Source organism: Micromonospora sp. RB23 (assembly GCF_053585025.1).
Map to the genome: position 1 here is coordinate 6,706,313 of NZ_CM132111.1, position 19,532 is coordinate 6,725,844.

The window sequence follows — 19,532 nt, forward strand, 5'->3', positions numbered from 1 at the left end:
GTGGGAAGATGCCGAACCGCGTCGCCGTGCTCTCCGACATCCATGGTGTGCTGCCCGCGCTGGAGGCCGTGCTGGCCGAGCCGGACGTCGCCGCCGCCGACCTCATCGTGCTGACCGGCGACATCGCGGCCGGCCCGCAGCCGGTCGAGGTGCTGGACGTGCTCGCCGGGCTCGGTGACCGGGCCTGCTGGGTGGGCGGCAACTGCGAACGTGAGCTGGTCGAGGCCCGTGGGGGCCGACCCGCCTCGATCGAGGTGTCGAACTGGGCCGCCGGCCAACTCCGCGACGACCAGGCCGCCCGGCTCGCGGCGCTGCCCACGACCGTGACGCTGGAGATCGACGGCCTGGGCCCGACGCTGTTCTGCCACGCGACGCCCCGCGACGACGAGGAGATGGTGCTCGTCGACTCGCGGATGGAGCGCTGGGCCGAGGTGTTCGCGGGCCTGCCGGCCGAGGTCCGCACGGTCGTCTGCGGCCACACCCACATGCCCTTCGCGCGGCTGGTCGACCGACGGCTGGTCGTCAACCCGGGCAGCATCGGCATGCCGTACGGGGGCGCTGGCGCGTGGTGGGCGCTGCTCGGGCCGGGCGTCCAGCTACGCCGTACCGCTTTCGACGTGGACGCGGCCTGCGCTCGGGTGGCGGCGGAGTCGGGCTATCCGGACGCCACCGCGTGGGCCGACGAGTACCTGCGCTCCCAACACAGCGACGCCGACGCGCTCGCCGTCTTCGGCCCTCGGGACGGCCGCTGACCCGGACTGGTGGGCTGGGGATTCCGCTCCCCCGAGACCTCGGGGTACAGGGTCGGGGTGCCTTTGGAGCTGAATCGTTAACGACATCAGCGCGGGCGATAGCCGGATGCCCTCGGCAACGCACGAGCGATTCGTTTGGGACATCAGCTCCAAAGCGAGCACACCGTATGTGCCGACCTCGCACCGCGCGCAGCCTGCCCGCACGACGCAGGCCGCACGACGAAACCCAGCACCCCCGCCCCACCTGGACGAGCACGCTCCACAAAAAGTCAGTCTTGACTGTTTGTTTCTGAGGCAACAAGCTGTTCGCGTGTCTCCCGCATCAGCCCCTGCCGCATCGACGCGTGTCCCCCAGCAGGAGCGCAGTCGCGCCACCCGGGCCCGCCTGCTGGAGGCCACTGTCGACTGCCTCATCGAGCACGGATGGTCCGGCACCACGACCACCGTCGTGGCCGCCCGGGCCGGCGTCTCGCGGGGCGCCCAGCTACACCACTACCCCACCAAGGCCGCGCTGGTCACGGCCGCCGTGGCGCACCTGGCCGAGCGCCGGGCCGACGAACTGCGTACCGAGGCCGAGGCGTTGCCGGCCGGCCCGCAGCGGCTGGATCGGGTGATCGACCTGCTCGGGGCGGCCTTCACCGGGCCGCTCTTCGTCGCCGCGCTCGAACTGTGGGTGGCCGCCCGCACCGACCACGAGCTGCGCGACGCCCTCGTGCCGTTGGAGGCGACGGTCGGCCGGGAGATGCACCGGCTCACCATCGCGCTGCTCGGGGTCGACGAGCGCCGACCTGGCGTCCGCGAGGCGGTGCAGGCCACTCTCGACCTGATGCGCGGGCTCGGGGTGGCCAACCTGCTCAGCGACGACTCGGCCCGTCGTACCGCCCTGCTCGTCACCTGGAAACGCCAGCTCGCCACCCTGCTCACGCCCTGACCCCGCCCATCGGGGGGCCCGCACCGACCGGAGGCACCATGGTCGACCTCAGTGACCTGCTCGCGGATCTGACCGACGAGTGCGACGACCTGGATGCGCTGGTCGCGCCGCTGTCCGTGGCCGACTGGGCCCGCCCGACCCCGGCAGCGGGCTGGACCATCGCGCACCAGGTCGCCCACCTGGCCTGGACCGACCACGTGGCGCTGCTGGCTGCCACCGACGCCGAGGCGTTCTACGCGACGGTGACCGGCGCGCCGGACGTTACCCGGCTGGTGGACGCCGGCGTCGACGAGTTCCTGGCGCCACCCGCCGACCTGCTGGCCCGCTGGCGGGCCGGCCGGGCCGCGCTCGTCGACGCACTGGCCGCCGTTCCGGCCGGCGAGAAGTTGCCCTGGTACGGCACCCGGATGTCGGCCACCTCGATGGCCACCGCCCGGATGATGGAGACGTGGGCGCACGGTGAGGACGTGGCCGACGCCCTCGGTGTGATGCGCCCGGCGACCGACCGCCTCCGTCACGTGGCGCACCTCGGTGTGCGTACCCTCGGGCACGGCTTCGCCGCCCACGGTCGGGAGGCGCCGACGGCGCCGGTCCGGGTCGAGCTGGCCGCGCCCGGCGGCGACACCTGGACCTGGGGACCGGCGGACGCCGCCGACCGGCTGAGCGGCCCGGCCCGGGACTTCTGTCTCCTGGTCACCCAGCGCCGGCACCGGGCGGATCTCGCCCTGCGACCCACCGGCCCGGTCGCCGACGAATGGCTCGACGTGGCCCAGGCCTTCGCCGGACCGCCGGGAGACGGCCGGACGCCGGCCACCGGAAACGGAGTACGCCCGTGATCCGTATCGGCAACGCCTCCGGCTTCTACGGTGACCGGTTCACCGCCTGGCGGGAGATGCTCGACGGCGGCGAGCTGGACGTGCTGACCGGTGACTACCTGGCCGAGTTGACCATGCTGATCCTCGGTCGGGACCGGCTGCGCGACCCCGCCCTCGGCTACGCGAAGACGTTCCTGCGCCAGGCGGAGACGTGCCTCGGGACGGCGCTCGACCGGGGCGTACGGGTCGTGACGAACGCCGGCGGGCTGAACCCGGCCGGGCTGGCCGCCGCCATCGAGGCGCTCGCCGGCCGCCTGGGCCTGACGGCGAAGGTCGGGTACGTCGAGGGCGACGCGCTCCCACGCGCCGACGCGCTCACCGCCAACGCCTACCTGGGCGCGTTCGGGATCGCCGCCTGCCTCGACGCCGGGGCCGACGTGGTGGTGACGGGCCGGGTCACCGACGCGTCGCTGGTGGTCGGCCCGGCCATCGCCCGGTACGGGTGGAGCCGCGACGACCTCGACGAGCTGGCCGGGGCCACCGTCGCGGGACACCTCGTCGAGTGCGGCGCGCAGGTCACCGGCGGCAACTTCAGCTTCTTCACCGAGCTGCCCGACGGCGGGCGCCGGCCCGGCTTCCCGATCGCCGAGGTGCACGCCGACGGCTCGGCCGTACTCACCAAACATCCGGGCACCGGTGGCGCGGTCACCGTGGAGACCGTCACCGCCCAACTGTTGTACGAGGTCGGCGGGCCGGCATACCTGGGGCCGGACGTGGTCAGCCGACTGGACACGGTGACGCTGCACCCGGACGGGCCGGACCGGGTACGCGTCACCGGTGTGCGGGGCACACCGCCGCCGCCCACGCTCAAGGTGGGCGTCAACAACCTCGGCGGCTTCCGGAACTCGATGACGTTCGTCCTCTGTGGCCTCGACATCGAGGCCAAGGCTGCCCTGGTGCGCGGGCAGATCGAGGAGGCGGTGGGCAAGGACGGGCTGGAGTTCACCCTCGCCCGCACCGACCACCCGGACGCCGCCGACACCGAGGCGGCCAGCGCCCTGCTGCACGTACACCTGCGCGACAGTGACCGGACGCGGGCCGGGCGGGCCTTCTCGGCCGCCGCCGTGGAGCTGGCGCTGGCCTCGTATCCGGGTTGCACGCTGACCACCCTGCCGGGCGACGCCACCCCGTACGGCGTCTTCACCGCCGACAGCGTGCCGCAGGACGAGGTCGGGCACGTGGCGGTCCTGCCCGGCGGCGCGCGGGTGTCGATCGCCCCGCCGGTCCGCACGGCCGCCGTCGAGCAGGACGAGTCAGCCCCGGGCGGTGCAGCGGTGACCGTCGGACCCACCCGGCGGGGAGCGCTCGGTGAGCTGGTCGGCGCGCGCTCCGGCGACAAGGGCGGGGACGCCAACCTCGGCGTCTGGGCGCGCTCCGATACCGCGTACGCGTGGCTGCGCGCCTGGTTGACCGTCGAGCGGTTGGCCGAGCTGCTGCCCGAGACGGCGGCACTGACCGTCCGGCGCTACGAGCTGCCGAACCTGCGCGCGGTGAACTTCGTGATCGAGGGTCTGCTCGGGGCCGGGGTCGCCGCGTCCACCCGGTTCGATCCGCAGGCCAAGGCGTTGGGCGAGCTGCTCCGCGCACGGATCGTCGACCTGCCGGCAGGAGTCACGCCATGAGCATCGCGAACACCCCCGAGCGCCGACAGCTCCGCGAGCTGACCCGGGCGTTCGTCACCCGGGAGGTCCTGCCGCACCTGGACGACTGGGAGCGGGCCGGCGAGGTCCCCCGGGCGCTGCACGCCACCGCCGCGAAGCTGGGCCTGCTCGGCATCGGCTTTCCCGAGTCGGTCGGCGGCAGCGGCGGCGACCTGCTCGACTCGATCATCGTGACCGAGGAGCTGATCCGCGCCGGTGGGTCGTCCGGGCTGGTCGCGGCCCTGTTCACGCACGGCATCGCGCTGCCGCACATGGTCGCCGCCGCCGGCGCCCGTACCAGTGGATCGCTTGGCGGCCGACTCACCGGCGCGTCGTCCCCGGGTGACGACAACCTGATCGAACGGTACGTCCGACCCACTTTGGCCGGCACGATGATCGGCGCCCTGGCCATCACCGAACCGGACGGCGGCTCGGACGTGGCCGGCATCCGCACGACCGCCGTCCGGGACGGCGACCACTACGTGGTGAACGGATCGAAGACCTACATCACCAGCGGTCACCGGGCCGACTTCGTGACCACGGCGGTGTGCACCGACTTCCCCGGCAGCGGTGAGCTGACCCTGCTCGTGATCGACAAGGACTCGCCCGGATTCACCGTGGGACGCCGGCTGGAGAAGCTGGGCTGGCACTGCTCGGACACGGCCGAGCTGTCCTTCGTGGACGTGCGGGTGCCGGTGACCAACCGGATCGGCGCGGAGAACACCGGCTTCCTGGCGATCATGCAGCACTTCGCGGCGGAGCGGCTCTCGCTGGCGACGCAGGCGTACGCGACCGCGCAGCGCTGTGTGGAGCTGGCGGTGCGCTGGTGCAGGGACCGGGAGACCTTCGGGCGTCCGCTGGTCGGCCGGCAGGTGGTCCGGCACCGGTTGGCCGAGATGCACACGCGGGCCGAGGCGGCCCGGTCGTACGTGCACGAGGTGGCCGCCCGGGTGGCCGCGGGCGAGCCCGTGGTGACCGAGGTGGCCATGGCGAAGAACGTGGCCGTGGCGGCCTGCGACCACGTCGTCGACCAGGCGCTGCAACTGCACGGTGGCTTCGGCTACCTGCGCGACGCCGAGGTGGAGCGGCACTACCGCGACGCGCGGATTCTCGGCATCGGCGGCGGCACCACCGAGATCATGAACGAGATCATCGTAAAAGGCATGGGCCTGTGAGCGCGCGGAGTGAGCCGGTTCTGCGAGCCCCGCAGTCGCGAACGAAGGAGGCACGGTGACGATTCTGGACAGCGCGATCGACCCGGCTGCGCCCGGGTACGCGGCGAACCGGGCAGCCCTGGTGGAGCGGCTGGCCGAACTGGACGCCGCGCTCGATCAGGCGCGGGCGGGCGGCGGTGAGAAGTACGTGTCGCGGCACCACGCGCGCGGCAAGCTGCTGCCCCGGGAGCGCATCGGGTTGCTTGTCGACGCGGACAGCCCGTTCCTCGAACTGTCGCCGGTCGCCGCCTACGGCACGGACTTCCCGGTCGGCGCCAGCGTGGTCACCGGCATCGGCGTCGTCGAGGGCGTGGAGTGCCTGATCGTCGCCAACGACCCGACGGTACGCGGCGGCGCGGTCAACCCGTGGTCCCTCGCCAAGACCCGGCGGGCCGGCGAGATCGCCCTCGCCAACCGGCTGCCCATGGTGAACCTGGTCGAGTCGGCCGGTGCGGACCTGCCCACGCAGGCGGAGATCTTCATCCCCGGCGGTCGGGTGTTCCGTGACCTGACCCGCCTCTCGGCGGCGGGCATCCCCACGGTCAGCGTGGTCTTCGGCAACGCGACGGCCGGTGGCGCGTACGTGCCGGGCATGTCCGATCACGTGATCATGATTCGGGACCGGTCGCAGGTCTACCTGGCCGGGCCGCCGCTGGTGAAGATGGCGACCGGCGAGGTCACCGACGACGAGTCGCTGGGCGGCGCGGCGATGCACGCGGGCACGTCCGGGCTGGCCGACTACCTGGCCGAGGACGAGCGCGACGGCATCCGCCTGGCCCGACAGTGCGTACGCCGGCTGAACTGGCGCAAGCGGGGCCCCGCGCCACGGACGGCGGTGCCGCAGCCGCCGAAGTACGACCCGGAGGAGTTGCTGGGCATCGTCAGCTCCGATCTGAAGGTGCCGTTCGACCCACGTGAGGTGCTGGCCCGCATCCTGGACGGCAGTGACTTCGACGAGTTCAAGCCGGCGTACGGGGACTCGCTGGTCACCGGCTGGGGCGAGCTGCACGGTTATCCGGTGGGCGTGCTGGCCAACGCGCGCGGGGTGCTGTTCAGCGCGGAGGCGCAGAAGGCGGCCCAGTTCATCCAGCTCGCCAACGCCTCCGACACCCCGTTGATCTTCCTACAGAACACCACCGGCTACATGGTCGGCACCGAGTACGAGCAGCGCGGGATCATCAAGCACGGCGCACTGATGATCAACGCGGTGTCCAACTCGACGGTGCCGCACCTCACGGTGAACCTCGGGGCCTCGTACGGGGCCGGCAACTACGGCATGTGCGGCCGGGCGTACGAGCCGCGGTTCCTGTTCACCTGGCCGAACGCCAAGTCGGCCGTGATGGGCCCGGCGCAGCTCGCCGGCGTGCTGTCGATCGTGGCCCGGCAGGCTGCCGCCGCCCGTGGGCGCGACTACGACGAGGAGTCCGACGCGGCGATGCGGATGATGGTCGAGCAGCAGATCGAGTCGCAGTCGGGCGCGCTGTTCCTGTCCGGCCGGCTCTACGACGACGGGGTGATCGACCCTCGGGACACGCGTACCGTCCTCGGGCTCTGTCTCTCGGCGATCCACAACGGACCGGTGCAGGGCGCCGACGGGTTCGGCGTCTTCCGGCACTGATCCGTGAGCGCGAGGAATGCAGCGAAGCGGAGTCCCGCAGTCGCGAACGAAAGGCAGGCTCAGCGCGAATGATCAAGAGACTACTCGTGGCCAACCGGGGTGAGATCGCCCGGCGGGTCTTCGCCACCTGCCGGGCGATGGGCGTGCAGACCGTCGCCGTGCACTCGGACGCGGACGCCGACGCGCCCTTCGTCGCCGAGGCCGACCAGGCGGTCCGGCTGCCGGGCGCCACACCGGCCGAGACGTACCTGCGCGTGGATCTCATCCTGGACGCGGCCCGGCGCAGCGGCGCGGACGCCGTCCACCCGGGTTACGGCTTCCTCGCCGAGAACGCCGAGTTCGCGGCGGCGGTGACCGACGCGGGCCTGACCTGGGTCGGCCCGCCGGCCAAGGTCATCGCCGCGATGGGCGACAAGCTGGCGGCCAAGGCGCTGCTCGCCGAGGCGGGCGTGCCGATGTTGCCGAGCTGGACGGATGTCGACCAGGTCACCGACTTCCCGGTGCTGGTGAAGGCGTCCGCCGGCGGTGGCGGGCGGGGCATGCGGATCGTCCGGGACGCCGCCGAGCTTGCCGAGGCCGTCGCCTCCGCGGGCCGCGAGGCGGCTTCGGCGTTCGGTGACGGCACGGTCTTCATCGAGCGGTACGTCGAGCGCGGCCGGCACGTCGAGGTGCAGATCCTCGGCGACACCCACGGCAGCGTGCAGGTGCTCGGTGTCCGGGAGTGCTCGATCCAGCGCCGGCACCAGAAGATCATCGAAGAGGCCCCCGGTCTCGTGCCGACCGAGGTGCGGGAACGTCTGCACGAGGCGGCCGAGGCAGCCGGACGAGCTGTCGACTACGTGGGCGCGGGCACTGTCGAGTTCCTGCTGACGCCCGACGGGGCGGTCTACTTCCTGGAGATGAACACCCGGCTCCAGGTGGAGCACCCGGTCACCGAACTGGTCACCCCGGACGGGCTGGACCTGGTCCGGATGCAGGTGCTGGTGGCCGAGGGCGAGCCGCTGCCCGCAGACCACCACCCCGCGACGCGTGGCCACGCCGTCGAGGTGCGGCTCTGCGCCGAGGAGCCGGCGCAGGGTTGGCGGCCCGCCACCGGCACCCTGCACCGCTTCGACGTGCCCGGGGTGGACGGCGAGTTCGGCTGGATCCACCCGGCGGGTCTGCGACTCGACTCGGGCGTGGTGGCGGGGTCGGTGGTGGGCGTGCACTACGACTCGCTGCTCGCCAAGGTGATCGCCGTGGCGCCGACCCGGTCCGAGGCCATCCGCGCGCTCGCGGGCGCGCTGGCACGGGCCGAGATCCACGGCGTCGCCACCAACCGGGATCTGCTGGTCCGGGTGCTGCGCAGCCCCGAGTTCGCGGCCGGCGAGATCGACACCGGCTTCCTGGACCGGCACCCCGAGGTCTTCGCCCCGCTGCTTGCCGCCGACCAACTGTCGGTCACCGCGCTCGCCGCCGCGTTGGCCGGCGCCGCACACCGTCGATCGACCGCGCCGGTCCTCGCCGGGCTCCCCTCCGGCTGGCGCAACGTGCCGGCCGGCGGGCAGGTCACCCGCTTCACCGGCCCGGACGGCGAGATCGAGGTCCGCTACCGGCTCGACCGCGCCGGCCGGCTCGCCGAGTGGTCCGTCGAACGCGACACCGACGAACACACCGCCGGCCCGTCCACCGTCGAGCTGGTCGGGGCCACACCGGACCGGGTGGTGCTCGACGTCGACGGGGTGCGCCGGTCGTACCGCGTACACCGGGTGGGGTCGGAGATCTTCGTGGACGGCCCGGACGGGGCGGCGAGCCTGGCCGAACTGCCGCGTCTCCCCCTCCCGACCGCGGAGCTGGCCGCCGGGTCGCTGCTCGCGCCGCTGCCCGGCGCGGTGACCCGGGTGCACGTGGAGGTCGGCCAACGCGTCGCGGCCGGCGATCTTCTGCTCACGCTGGAAGCGATGAAGCTGGAACATCCCGTGCTCGCCCCGAGCGACGGCGTGGTCGCCGAACTGCCGGTGCCAGCCGGTGCTCAGGTGCAGGCGGGCGCCGTGCTGGCCGTTATCGGAAAGGACCACTGATGACCTTCGACCTCACCTCCGAACAGGACCAGTTGCGCGACGCCGTACGGGCGCTCGGCCGCCGGTACGGGCACGGCTACTTCGTCGGGAAGGCGAAGGCCGGGGAACACACCAGGGAGCTGTGGGCCGAGGCGGGGCGGCTCAGCTACCTGGGGGTCAACATCCCCACCGAGTACGGCGGCGGGGGCGGCGGCATCACCGAGCTGGCAATCGTCTGCGAGGAGCTGGCGGCGGCCGGCTGCCCGCTGCTGCTGTTGGTGGTGTCCCCCGCCATCGCGGCCACCGTGATCGCCCGACACGGCACCGAGGAGCAGCGCAAACGGCACCTCCCCGGTCTCGCCGACGGCTCGGCGAAGATCGTCTTCGCGATCACCGAACCGGAGGCCGGTTCCAACTTCCACCGCCTCGGCACGGTGGCCCGCCGCGACGGTGACGACTGGGTGCTCAACGGCCGCAAGTGCTACATCTCCGGCGTCGACGAGGCGGGTCACGTGCTCGTGGTGGCCCGGACCGAGGACTCCTCCACCGGGAAGCTCAAGCCGGCGCTGTTCATCGTGCCGACCGACGCCGCCGGACTGACCCGGTCCAAGCTGGACATGGAGATCGTGTCCCCGGAGAACCAGTTCCTGCTGTACCTGGACGACGTGCGGGTGCCTGCCGACGCGCTGGTCGGCGAATCGCTGGACGCCGGGCTGCCGGCGCTGTTCAGTGGGCTGAACCCGGAGCGGATCACGGTGGCGGCGATGGGCGCCGGCACCGGCCGGTACGCCATCGAGCGTGCCAGCGAGTACACCGCCACCCGCAGGGTCTGGGGTGGCCGGAGCATCGGGTCCCATCAGGGGGTGTCGCATCCGCTGGCGCACGCGGCCGTGCAGGTCGAGCTGGCCCGCCTGATGATTCAGAAGGCGGCCACGCTGTACGACGCCGGCCGCGACCTGGAGGCCGGGGTGGCCGGGAACATGGCCAAGTACGCGGCCGGCGAGGCCGCCGCGCTCGCCGTGGACACCGCCGTGCAGGCCCTCGGCGGGGCCGGCATGACCACCGAGTACGGGGTGGCGACGCTGCTCGGCGCGGTACGGGCCGGCCGGATCGCCCCGGTCAGCCGGGAGATGATCCTCAACTTCGTCGCCCAGCACGTCCTCGGTCAGGAGAAGTCCTACTGAGGCGCGGCGGCGGTCAACCCGGGGGCACGGCAGGCGGCGTCGATGCGGTGCACCGGGCGTACGCGGCGGCCCAGCCCCTCCAGTAGCGAGTCCTCGACGTGGAAGTCGTGGATGCGCAGCCGGTGCCGGGGCAGCTCCTCCTCGCTCGGGCAGAGCACCTGCGCCCGGACGAGGCCGACCGGCACGTACCGGACCCCACCCCGTTCCTGCAGGATCACCATGTTGACGTCGTCGGTGGTCACCACGTGCCCCCGTACGTCCTCGGTCGGGCCGTTCTCGGCGCCCACCGTGGTGACGGTGAGGGGCAGCACCGGTGTGCTGATCACCGGTAGCGCGGCCCAGACCAGCATGGCCAGCACCGCCACCTCGGTCACCGACGCCAGGGGACGGATGACCACGCCGGGCAGCGGACCGGCGATGAACAGCGCCAGCACCGGAGGGACCACCAGCAGCGCCAGCACCAGCAGCTCACCCTGCGCGCCGGCGTCGCGCAGCGTGGGCACCATCAGCCACCCGTACCCGGCGAACAGCGCCACGATCGCCAGCAACCGGGGTACGACCCATTCGTGCAACCGCTCCGGCCGGAGTTGGAACGCGGCCACGAACGCCGGCAGCAGCAGCGGCAGGTAGAGCAGCGGCCAGGTGAGCAGGGCGAGCAGGAAGCTGGCCAACACGAACCAGGCCGGGGTGAGGTCCGCCCAGCGGGCGAAGAGCGGGCGACGCCGGGTGCCGGGCGGCAGGCGCTCCACGCTCACGGCCAGCACCGCGCCGAGCGCGAAGACGGCGACCAGCCCGGTGGAGAGCAGTCGAGCGGCGGTGGTCAGGAAACCCGCGAGCAGGTTGACCGTCCCGACGTTCGCGACCAGCAACAGCGTGGTCTGTAGCTCCCCGCCCGCCTCCACGCCGAGCCGGAGCACCGAGAAGATCGCCGGTACGCCCACGACCGCGGTCCAGAACGACTGGCTGGCCCGCGCCCGCCGCTCCGCCGGGTCCCACCGCACCGGCACGGCGTCGGCGGCCTGCTCCGCGTCGGCTGCCGGTCCGGTGGGTTCGACGTGCGGCGTCTCGTCGGCGTCGACCTCGACGTGGTCCGGCGGTACGGACGCGCGGGGCGTCGGCACCGGGCCGTCGGCGCCCGCGTCACCGGTCGCGGTCCGCGTCCCGCTCACCGCCGGGGTGCCTTGTCGTCGAAGTCGACGAGCTTCGGTACCTCCAGCGGCTGTGGCTGGCTCTTCTCGATCCGCAGCCACGGGCCCAGGGTCCGGTTGTACGCCGTCTGCCACGGACTGGCCTGCCCGTCGCGCCCCTGCAGGTAGCTCTTCTGAAGGAAGAACGCGACCAGGTCACGCAGCGCCGGGTCGCCGATCGGCACGCCGATGCCCAACAGCTCGCTCGTGCCGAAGGGCAGGTCGACGATCTCGAACTCCTTGGGGTACGTGGCGAGGAAGCCCGCGAGGATCGTCTCGTCCGAGCTGACGGCGTCGTACCGGCCGGCGCGGATGCCGTTCACGCAGTCCCAGACGTCCTTCACCACCAGCGCCTTGACCTGGCGCTTCTCCAATTCGGTCTCGGTGGTCGAGCCACCGCTGGTGCAGATCTTGTACTTCGGGTTCCGCAGGTCCTCGATGGTGCGGATCTCGTCCTTCAGCCGGACCGGAACCAGCACCTCCTGCGTCGTGACGAAGTACGGCCCGGCGAAGCTGACCAGCTTCTTGCGCTCCTCCGTCATCGAGAAACTGGACACCACCAGGTCTACGGTGCCGCCCTGTAGGTACGGAATCCGGTCCTCGGTGGCCACCGACACGAACTCCAACTGCTGTTCACCCTCGTAGCCGAGGGAAGCGGCGATGTACCGGCCGATCTCGACGTCGAAGCCGATGTGCTGGCCGTTGCGGAGGTCGCCCATCAGCGGCTCGTTCGTGGCGACGCCGATGCGCAGCTTCGACTGGCCGTAGATGTGCGACTCGCGCATCTTCTCCTGCACGGACTGCAGGTCCGGCTCCTTGCGACTGTCACAGCCGGCGGCGGCGGCGAGGGTGAGGGTCAGCGCGACCGCCAACGTCGTCGCGACCGAACGGAGTCGGGACTGGGGGGTACGGACGTTCATGGGCGACCTCGCTGACGGAGCAGCCTGCGGAACACCGAGAGTAGCGACACCGGTCCACTGCGTACGCATGCCGTTCGGTCAGGTCGATCCAACCGTTCGATCAACGCCGATCGGCGTGGCGGATCGCCTCTGCGGTTGACAGCGAGCCGGGCCACGACATGCTGGAAGGGTGAATCGACTGTCCAGGATCGATGCGCGGATGGTGGCGGCGGTCGCGGCGCCGGGAGCGCTCGCGCTGCTGATCCTGCTGGTCGTCTGGCGTCGGCAGGATCTTGTCGGTGTGGTTCTCGCGCTGCTGTGCGTGCTGCTCGTCATGGTCACCGTGGTCGCCGTGTCGGCCGCCCGTCAGCGTGACGAACCGGAGCCGGCGGAGCAGCCGAACCCCACCGGCCCACCGGACCTGATGCCGTACGGCATCGACGCTGACACCCTCGACGCGCTGGACAGCCGGGACGCGTTGCGCGCGGTGCGTGACCGGGGGCGGACGCGCGGCGGGTTCAGCGACCGGTGAGGGTGGGGGCGGTGAGCGCGTCGACGCCCCGGCCCGCCAGGCACCGGTAGACCCGGTCGACGTTGCCGTCGACGGGCGGCAACACCTCCAGGTGCCAGCCGGCCGGCTCGATCTCGGTGGTCAGCCGGAACGTCGTGGCGCTGCACACCTGTCGTACCTGCTCGGCGGCGACCACCTCGTCGTGGTCCGCGCCCACCAGCGGCACCGGCAGGATGCCCTCGGCGTACGTCTCCCAGGTGTGCCGGCCGTCGCAGGGGACCCGCGCCGCCTCCGCACGTTCGCCGCGGATGCGTACCGGGCCGAAGCACTCCAACTCGGGCAGACAGCGGGCGCCGCTGGGCAGCGCGCTCGGCGCTCCGGCGCCCGTCGTACAACCGGGGAGTGGGCCGGTCGCCGGTGCCGCGACCCGGGTCACCGAGGGGGACGGGCTGGGCGGTCCGTCGCTGCTGGCCACCCAGGCGCCGGTGGTGGCCGAGGCGGCGAGGGCCAGCACGCCGGCGCCACCGAGGAACCAGCGTCGCCGCCAGCGCCGGCCACCGGGCACGCTGGGTCGGGTGTCCTCGACCGGTGGCCGCGGGCCGGGCTGGCCCGTGCCGTACAGGCCGGAACGCGTCGAGCCACCGCCGATCGGAGCGCCGCCGCTGATCGGAGCGCCGCTCACCGGGGCCGTCGGTGCGCCGAACGGCAGGTTGGCGAGCAACTCGTGCAGCTCGAGAGCGGAGGGCCGTTCGGCCGGGTCGTTGGCCATGCCGAGCCGCAGCACGTCGATCAGCTCGTCCGGAACGCCGGGCAGGCCGGGAATCGGCTGGTTGAACATCTCCAGCACGGTCACCAGGCTGGGATTGCGCTCGGACTGCCACCGCGGCGGCCGGCCGTGCATCACCGCGTAGAGGGTGGCGCAGAGCGCGTACACGTCGACGGCCGGCGACGGCGGGCTGTGGCTGAACATCTCCGGTGGCGCGTACGCCGGGGTGAGCACCTCCAGGGTGACCGACGCGTCGCGGGCCTCGGCCAGCACGGCGAGCCCGAAGTCGGCCAGCACCGCCGAGTTGAAGTGCGAGTAGAGGATGTTCGCCGGCTTCACGTCCCGGTGCAAGACCCCGGCGCCGTGCGAGTGGGCCAACGCGTCCGCGATCTTGATGCCGAGGTCGCGTGCCTCCACCGGGTCGAGCGGCGAGTGACGCATCCGCTCGGCGTACGACCCGTCGCAGAGTTCCATGATCAGGTACGGATGCTGGTCGACGGTGACGCCGACGTCGAAGAGGTCCACGACGTGCGGGTGCGACGACATCCGTCCGGCCGCCCGCGCTTCGCGCAGAAAGCGGGCCTGGTCGCGTTCGCTGTCCAGCGTGCGGTTCTCGACCTTGACGGCGACCTCACGGCCGACGGAGATCTGGGTGGCCTGGTAGACGGTGGCGTAACCACCTCGGGCAAAGACCCGCAAATCAGTCAGACCGGGCACGATCGGCACCGGCAGGCCGCCGCTCGGGGTGTCGGTCACCGCTTGAAAATACCCAACCCTGCCGGAGGCTCAGCTCACCGCGTCCGCCGAAGCGGCCGGCGCGGGGGCGGCGGGGACGGCCGGCGTGCCCCGGCGGGCGTCCACCCGCAGGCCGACAGCGGTGGCCACCGCGCCGAGCCCCTCCCACGCGGCCACGCCGAAGAACCGCTCGGGAGCAATGTCGGCCAGCACGGCGATGGTGAACACGGTGAAGGTGACCAACCGGAACACCACCGTGAAGCGGTAGAACGCCCGCCACTCGGTGACCGTCGCCAGCAGGTAGTAGACGCCCATGTTGAACGCCGCCATCGAGGACGCCAGCAGGAAGGTGCCCGTGTAGTCGCCGGGGGAACGCGTCTCCGGCACCTCGAAACCGAGCATGCGCAACTGCGCCTCGGGCCAGAGGATGCCGACGGCGCCCATCACGAGCGCCAGGACGCCGAAGACCGCGATGGTCCAGCCCGCGACGGAACGCGGCAGCTTCATGTGAGCCTCCCCCAGGCACGGCGACGGTCACCACTGTGGACCACCGCACGGTGGTGACACGCTAGCCGCTCGCCGGGACAACCACATCCCCAGAACCGCCAAAACCCACCGAACTCCACTGCGCGGTGATCATGAAGTTGTTGCCACCAACGCCGGCGTGTCGGCGCGGTAACTTCATGATCACGGTGCGGGGTGGGAACCCGCGAGGGTCAGGCGCTCCTGGAGCGCCTTGGCGGCCGCTCGTTCGCTGCGTTGCTCGGTGGCGTACGCCAGGCGGACCGCCTCGTCGGCGCAGGACCGGGCCTCGTCCGGATAGCCGCAGGCCGCCAATGCGTCGGCGAGCACGGTCGCGGCGATCACCTGACTGCGCACGTCCTCGGCGGGTGCGGCGACCGCCCGCCGGGCCCAGTCCAGCGCCTGTTCCCGCTGACCGTGCGCAAGCAGCGCCGACGCGTACCGCGCCATGGTCTGGCGGCGGGACAACAGCAGCGAGGGCGCGGTGGCCGCGGCCGTCGCCACGGGGGCGAGCAGCCCGACCGCGGTCGCCGGGTCACCGGCCGCCAGTCGGGCGGTGGCCAGCAGCACCCGGGGCGCGACCTGCGCCGGCGCCTGCGGATTGTGCGGCTCAACCGCCGTCAGCACCGCACGGGCCGCCTGCTCGGCGGTCTCGTGGTCGCCCATGTCGAGCGCCACGAAGCCACGCAACGTGCCGGCCATTCCGGTGAGCAGCGGGTGCGAGGTCTGTTCGGCGTACACCAGGGCGTCGGTGAGCAGGTCGGCCGCGTGTTCCGGCTCGCCCAGCCCGCGCGCCACGACGGCCCGGACCACCAGCGCGAAACCGCGCCCCCAGTCGTCGGAGGCGGCGGCGAACTCGCGGTACGCGCGGCGGGCCTCCCGGTCCGCTTCGGCCAGGTCGCCCAGCTCCGCGGTGGCGAACGCCGCGACCGCGCGCAGGGTACCCACCGCCCACGCCTCGCCGACGCGCTCGCCGAAGGGCAGGAAGACCTGCGCCAGGCGGCACGCCTCCCGGAGCCGGCCGGCGAGCAGTCGGGCGAACGCGGTGGTGCCCCGCAGCCACGCCCGACCGTACGGGTCCTTCAACTCGGCGAAGAGCCGTGCGGCCCGGCCGAGCACCGCGTCGGTGCCGGCGAAGTCACCCCGGGTGGTGGTCACCCACGCCAGGTTCTGCAACGACCAGGCCTGCCCGCGCCGATCCTGCGCGGCGAGGCTGACCTGGTACGCGGCGGCGAGCCGGCTGCTCGCCTGGCTCAGTCGACCGGCCACGAAGTCACCCATGCCGAGTCGCCGCATGGCGGACGCGCGCAGCGTGGGCAGCCCTTCGGTGGTGGCCACCTGCAACGCCTCCTGCCAGGCGGCCTCCGCCCGGCCCTGGTCGCCGAGGGTCTGCTGGGCCTGCCCGGCGAGCAGCAGGGCGCTGGCCCGGGTCGCATCGTCCCCCGCGTTCGCGGCGATCTTCTCGGCGAAGGCGAGCGCGTCCACGACCCGACCGATCTGCAACAGCGCGCGAGCGTGCACCACCCGGTCGGTCGGCGGCACCCCGTCGCGGGCCAGTTCGCTGGCGCGTTCGGCGTACTCGACGGCGAGCGCGGGCTCCCCGGCGGACAGCGACCGGCGGGCGGCCCGGCCGAGTGCGGCGATCCCGAGCGGGACCACGGCGCGGGCCGACGCGTCCGGTCGTAGTTTCACCGCGTCGGCGAGCGTGGCCGCCCGCTGCACGTGTGCGGCGACGAAGTCGTCGCGGGACTCCTCGGAGAAACCGCCCGCCGTGACACCCTCGGCCGGCGCGGCCCAGCGGGCCAGCGCGGCGTGCCGCTCGGCCAACTCCGCCTTGCTCACCCCGGCGTACGCGGCCTCCCGCATCAGCGGGGTGGCGAAGGCGTACCCGGAGCGGGTGCGGTGCAGCATGCGGCGTTGCAGCAGCTCCTCGACGGCCCGGTCGAACTCGACGGCGACCACCGCCGACGGTCTCCCGTCCCGGCCGGCCCGCTGCTCGCGGAGGGCTTCCAGCGCGCCGGTCGGCACGGTGTCGCCGACGACGGCGGCGTCGCGCAGCACGGTCCGGGCGTCCGGGGGCAGCGCGTCGATCCGGGCGGCGAGGACGGCGGCGAGGTCGCGGGACAGCAGCCGACTGCCCAGCGAGCCGGGGACCAGCCGCCAACCGGACGAGTCCTGGTTCCGCGTGCCGGGGGCGGTGGTCAGCGCGCCCCGCTCGATCAGGAGGGTGACCAGCTCGGCCAGGTAGAACGGGTTACCCTGCGCGGTGGCGAGCAGCCGGTCCGCGTCGGCCGGCGGCAACTTTCCGCCGCCGAGATAGCTGGTGAGCAGGCGTGCGGCATCGGCGCCGCGCAGCGGTGGCAGGGAGTGCACCTCGGCGTCCGCGACGCGGGTGAGCGCGCCGGCGGTACGGACCAGCTCGGGCCGGCCGAGCAGCAGGACGAGCACCGGACCGGTGAGTCGGGACAGGGTCAACCCGAGCGCGCTGATGGTCTCGGCGGTCGCGTCGTGCAGGTCGTCCACCACGATCACCAGCGGCGCTTCCGAGGCGAGCCCGCTGAGCAGGTCGGCCACGGCGTTCGGCACCGCCTCGGCGTCGGCGGCCGCCGCGCCCGCGGCGCCCCACTCGCCGTTCTCGGTGCCGCCGTGCGCGGGCAGTTCGGCGTAGCCGAGCAGGGCGAGCAGTTGGTCGTTGGCGATCGGCGCGGTCTCACCGGAGCGGGCGAGACGCTGGCCGAGTCGTCGCAGCCGCTCCTCCACGGCGGGCCGGGTGAGCGCGGTGGCCGCGTCGGTGGGGAGACCGACGGCGGCACGGACCAGGTCGGCCAGGGGCGCGAGCCGACGCCGCTCGCCGAAGGCGGCGCAGCGCACCGACAGCACCCGCGCGCCGGTGTGCGCCGCGTACCGGCCGGCGCCCACGTCGTATCCGGCCGCGAGGCGTTCGACCTCGGCGGCGAAGCGGGACTTGCCGATGCCCGCCTCGGCGGTCATCAGCAGCACCCGGGGGTCACCCTGGTCGATCACCTCGGCGAGCCGGCCGGCGACCCGCCCGATCTCGGTCTCCCGGCCCACGTAGGGCGCCTCGTCACCGAGACCCGAGCGGGTGCCCGGCGCGTCCAGCAGGCCCAGCAGCTCGTACGCCTCGACGGGTTCCCGCTTGCCCTTGAGCCGCAGCGGGCGCAGTGCCCGCCAGGAGGAGACGTGCCGGGTGGCGGCGGCGGTGCGCGCGCCGGCGTAGACCGCGCCGACGGCAGCGGCGTCGGCCAGCCGGGCGGCGGTGTTCACCGTGTCGCCGATGACCGTGTACTCGATGGCGGCCTGGATGCCCGCGATGACGTCGCCGGTGTTCAGCCCGACCCGCAGACCGAGCGGCGCTCCGCCGCCCCGCTCGTCGTCGAGCACCCGACGCACCGCGCGCTGCATCGACAGGGCGGCCCGGACGGCTCGCTCGGCGTCGTCCTCGTGCGCCACCGGGGCGCCGAAGACCGCCATGATCCCGTCGCCGGTCAGCTTGTCGACGTGCCCGCCGAAGGTCTTGACGGCACCGGCCAGGGCGGCGAGCACGCGGTCGGTGACCGCCCCCACGCGTTCCGGGTCGAGGTCCTCCGACCAGGAGGTGAACTCGGAGAGGTCACCGAAGAGTACGGTGACGACCCGGCGCTCGGCCGCCGGCAACGTGGCGGCCGCCGGTAGCGCGGCACCGCAGTTGTGGCAGAACCGTGCGCCGGGTACGGCGACGGTTCCGCACACCGGGCAGGTCACATGTGCTCCAACCCACTGACCCCCGGCGCGGATTCCCCGGTGTCGACGCCCAGATATTCGAGCTGGGCACGGACCGACCATTCCGCCGCCCACCAGAGTGAGCGGTCCACGTCCGCGTAGACCGCCGCGACCACGTCGGCGGGCGTCCGGGCACCCGCGTCGACCGCGGACCGGACCTGGTCGAGCCGGGCACGCCGGTGGGCGAGGTAGAACTCGGCGGCGGCGGCGCAGTCGGCCAGCGCCGGGCCGTGGCCCGGCAGCGCCGCGATCCCGGTGTACGCCGAGAGCAGCTCGAGGCTGTTCAGGTAGTCGCCCAGGTGCCCGTCCGGGTGGGCGACCACTGTCGTGCCCCGCCCGAGGATGGTGTCACCGGTGAGCACCACCCGCTCGTCGCCGCACTCGACCAGAAAGCAGACCGAGTCGGCGGTGTGGCCGGGGGTGTGCAGCAGGTGGATCTCCAGCCCGAAGCCGCCGAGGTGCTCGCCCGGCTCGGTCAGCGGCTCGCCGCCGATCGTGTGCGCCGCGTCGGCGGCCAGGACGTGCACGCCGCCGAGCAGCTTGCTCAGCCGGGCGGAGCCCTCGGTGTGGTCGGAATGCCCGTGGCTGATGAGGATCAGGCCGATCGGGCCGTGCTCGGCGATCCGCTTCAGGTGCCCCTCGTCGGCCGGCCCCGGGTCGACCACGACGCCGTACTCCGCCGCCGGCGCGCGCAGCACCCAGGTGTTCGTCCCGTCGAGGGTCATCGGCCCCGGGTTGGGCGCCCGCAGCAAAGAAACCCACGCCGGCAGCTCGCCGGCCAACGCCGCCACGGCCCCCGTCACGTGCCCGCTCATGGCTGCGATCGTACGACCCCGCCCCCCACTGCCCGCGATCTTGCACTTCCTGTTGCTGCTTCAT

The 19,532-nt window shown here is 73.1% G+C and carries 15 protein-coding genes; 9 read left to right on the forward strand and 6 right to left on the reverse strand.

All coding sequences use genetic code 11. From position 1 onward, the window contains the following. Positions 1–8 precede the first annotated feature (8 nt). The 8 genes from ACTFTM_RS30670 (at position 9) to ACTFTM_RS30705 (ending at position 10,253) form a co-directional block, all read left to right on the forward strand. A complete protein-coding gene (locus tag ACTFTM_RS30670; RefSeq protein WP_449563769.1) occupies positions 9–752 on the forward strand; it encodes a metallophosphoesterase family protein in 744 nt (247 codons plus the stop codon). Between the two features lie 310 nt (positions 753–1,062). Beyond that, on the forward strand, positions 1,063–1,683 hold the full coding sequence (locus tag ACTFTM_RS30675; protein WP_449563770.1) for a TetR/AcrR family transcriptional regulator: 621 nt from the start codon (positions 1,063–1,065) through the stop codon (positions 1,681–1,683). A 38-nt stretch (positions 1,684–1,721) separates the two neighbouring features. Beyond that, positions 1,722–2,519, forward strand: coding sequence for a TIGR03084 family metal-binding protein (locus tag ACTFTM_RS30680; protein ID WP_449563771.1), 798 nt, complete (start codon positions 1,722–1,724; stop codon positions 2,517–2,519). A gap of 56 nt (positions 2,520–2,575) precedes the next feature. Continuing rightward, positions 2,576–4,180, forward strand: a complete 1,605-nt coding sequence (locus ACTFTM_RS30685) for an acyclic terpene utilization AtuA family protein (protein ID WP_449566776.1) — start codon at positions 2,576–2,578, stop codon at positions 4,178–4,180. Beyond that, a complete protein-coding gene (locus ACTFTM_RS30690) occupies positions 4,177–5,373 on the forward strand; it encodes an acyl-CoA dehydrogenase family protein (protein WP_449563772.1) in 1,197 nt (398 codons plus the stop codon). Before ACTFTM_RS30685 ends, ACTFTM_RS30690 begins: the two co-directional genes overlap by 4 nt. A gap of 55 nt (positions 5,374–5,428) precedes the next feature. After that, a complete protein-coding gene (locus ACTFTM_RS30695) occupies positions 5,429–7,030 on the forward strand; it encodes an acyl-CoA carboxylase subunit beta (RefSeq protein WP_449563773.1) in 1,602 nt (533 codons plus the stop codon). Positions 7,031–7,098: 68 nt separating this feature from the next. Next, on the forward strand, positions 7,099–9,090 hold the full coding sequence (locus tag ACTFTM_RS30700) for an ATP-binding protein (protein WP_449563774.1): 1,992 nt from the start codon (positions 7,099–7,101) through the stop codon (positions 9,088–9,090). Next, complete coding sequence (locus tag ACTFTM_RS30705; protein ID WP_449563775.1) at positions 9,090–10,253, forward strand: acyl-CoA dehydrogenase family protein; 1,164 nt, start codon at positions 9,090–9,092, stop codon at positions 10,251–10,253. Before ACTFTM_RS30700 ends, ACTFTM_RS30705 begins: the two co-directional genes overlap by 1 nt. Here the strand turns inward: ACTFTM_RS30705 and ACTFTM_RS30710 are convergent. Both ACTFTM_RS30710 and ACTFTM_RS30715 read right to left on the reverse strand, forming a co-directional pair. Further along, positions 10,247–11,422 (reverse strand): hypothetical protein, encoded by a 1,176-nt coding sequence (locus ACTFTM_RS30710; protein WP_449563776.1) that lies wholly within the window; start codon positions 11,420–11,422, stop codon positions 10,247–10,249. The genes ACTFTM_RS30705 and ACTFTM_RS30710 overlap by 7 nt on opposite strands. Beyond that, positions 11,419–12,360 carry a transporter substrate-binding domain-containing protein gene (locus ACTFTM_RS30715; protein ID WP_449563777.1) on the reverse strand — a complete coding sequence of 314 codons (942 nt, stop codon included), beginning with the start codon at positions 12,358–12,360 and terminating at the stop codon, positions 11,419–11,421. Before ACTFTM_RS30715 ends, ACTFTM_RS30710 begins: the two co-directional genes overlap by 4 nt. 169 nt (positions 12,361–12,529) lie before the next feature. Here ACTFTM_RS30715 and ACTFTM_RS30720 point away from each other — a divergent pair, with 169 nt between their 5' ends. Then, a complete protein-coding gene (locus ACTFTM_RS30720; RefSeq protein WP_449563778.1) occupies positions 12,530–12,871 on the forward strand; it encodes a hypothetical protein in 342 nt (113 codons plus the stop codon). On the opposite strand, the gene ACTFTM_RS30725 is transcribed toward ACTFTM_RS30720, so the two are convergent. The 4 genes from ACTFTM_RS30725 to ACTFTM_RS30740 form a co-directional block, all read right to left on the reverse strand. After that, positions 12,858–14,372: a serine/threonine-protein kinase gene (locus ACTFTM_RS30725; protein WP_449563779.1), complete on the reverse strand. Its 1,515-nt coding sequence runs from the start codon at positions 14,370–14,372 to the stop codon at positions 12,858–12,860. The two genes, ACTFTM_RS30720 and ACTFTM_RS30725, sit on opposite strands and share 14 nt — an antisense overlap. Positions 14,373–14,402: 30 nt before the next feature. Beyond that, a complete protein-coding gene (locus ACTFTM_RS30730) occupies positions 14,403–14,858 on the reverse strand; it encodes a hypothetical protein (protein WP_449563780.1) in 456 nt (151 codons plus the stop codon). Between the two features lie 180 nt (positions 14,859–15,038). After that, a complete protein-coding gene (locus ACTFTM_RS30735) occupies positions 15,039–18,635 on the reverse strand; it encodes an adenylate/guanylate cyclase domain-containing protein (protein WP_449563781.1) in 3,597 nt (1,198 codons plus the stop codon). After that, on the reverse strand, positions 18,632–19,468 hold the full coding sequence (locus tag ACTFTM_RS30740) for an MBL fold metallo-hydrolase (RefSeq protein ID WP_449563782.1): 837 nt from the start codon (positions 19,466–19,468) through the stop codon (positions 18,632–18,634). Before ACTFTM_RS30740 ends, ACTFTM_RS30735 begins: the two co-directional genes overlap by 4 nt. Positions 19,469–19,532: the final 64 nt, after the last annotated feature.

Coding starts and splice junctions, on each gene's coding strand:
- ACTFTM_RS30670 (WP_449563769.1), top strand. CDS start 9: ATGCCGAACCGCGTCGCCGTGCTCTCCGACATCCATGGTGTGCTGCCC.
- ACTFTM_RS30680 (WP_449563771.1), top strand. CDS start 1,722: ATGGTCGACCTCAGTGACCTGCTCGCGGATCTGACCGACGAGTGCGAC.
- ACTFTM_RS30685 (WP_449566776.1), top strand. CDS start 2,576: ATGCTCGACGGCGGCGAGCTGGACGTGCTGACCGGTGACTACCTGGCC.
- ACTFTM_RS30690 (WP_449563772.1), top strand. CDS start 4,177: ATGAGCATCGCGAACACCCCCGAGCGCCGACAGCTCCGCGAGCTGACC.
- ACTFTM_RS30700 (WP_449563774.1), top strand. CDS start 7,099: ATGATCAAGAGACTACTCGTGGCCAACCGGGGTGAGATCGCCCGGCGG.
- ACTFTM_RS30705 (WP_449563775.1), top strand. CDS start 9,090: ATGACCTTCGACCTCACCTCCGAACAGGACCAGTTGCGCGACGCCGTA.
- ACTFTM_RS30715 (WP_449563777.1), bottom strand. CDS start 12,360: ATGAACGTCCGTACCCCCCAGTCCCGACTCCGTTCGGTCGCGACGACG.
- ACTFTM_RS30730 (WP_449563780.1), bottom strand. CDS start 14,858: ATGAAGCTGCCGCGTTCCGTCGCGGGCTGGACCATCGCGGTCTTCGGC.
- ACTFTM_RS30740 (WP_449563782.1), bottom strand. CDS start 19,468: ATGAGCGGGCACGTGACGGGGGCCGTGGCGGCGTTGGCCGGCGAGCTG.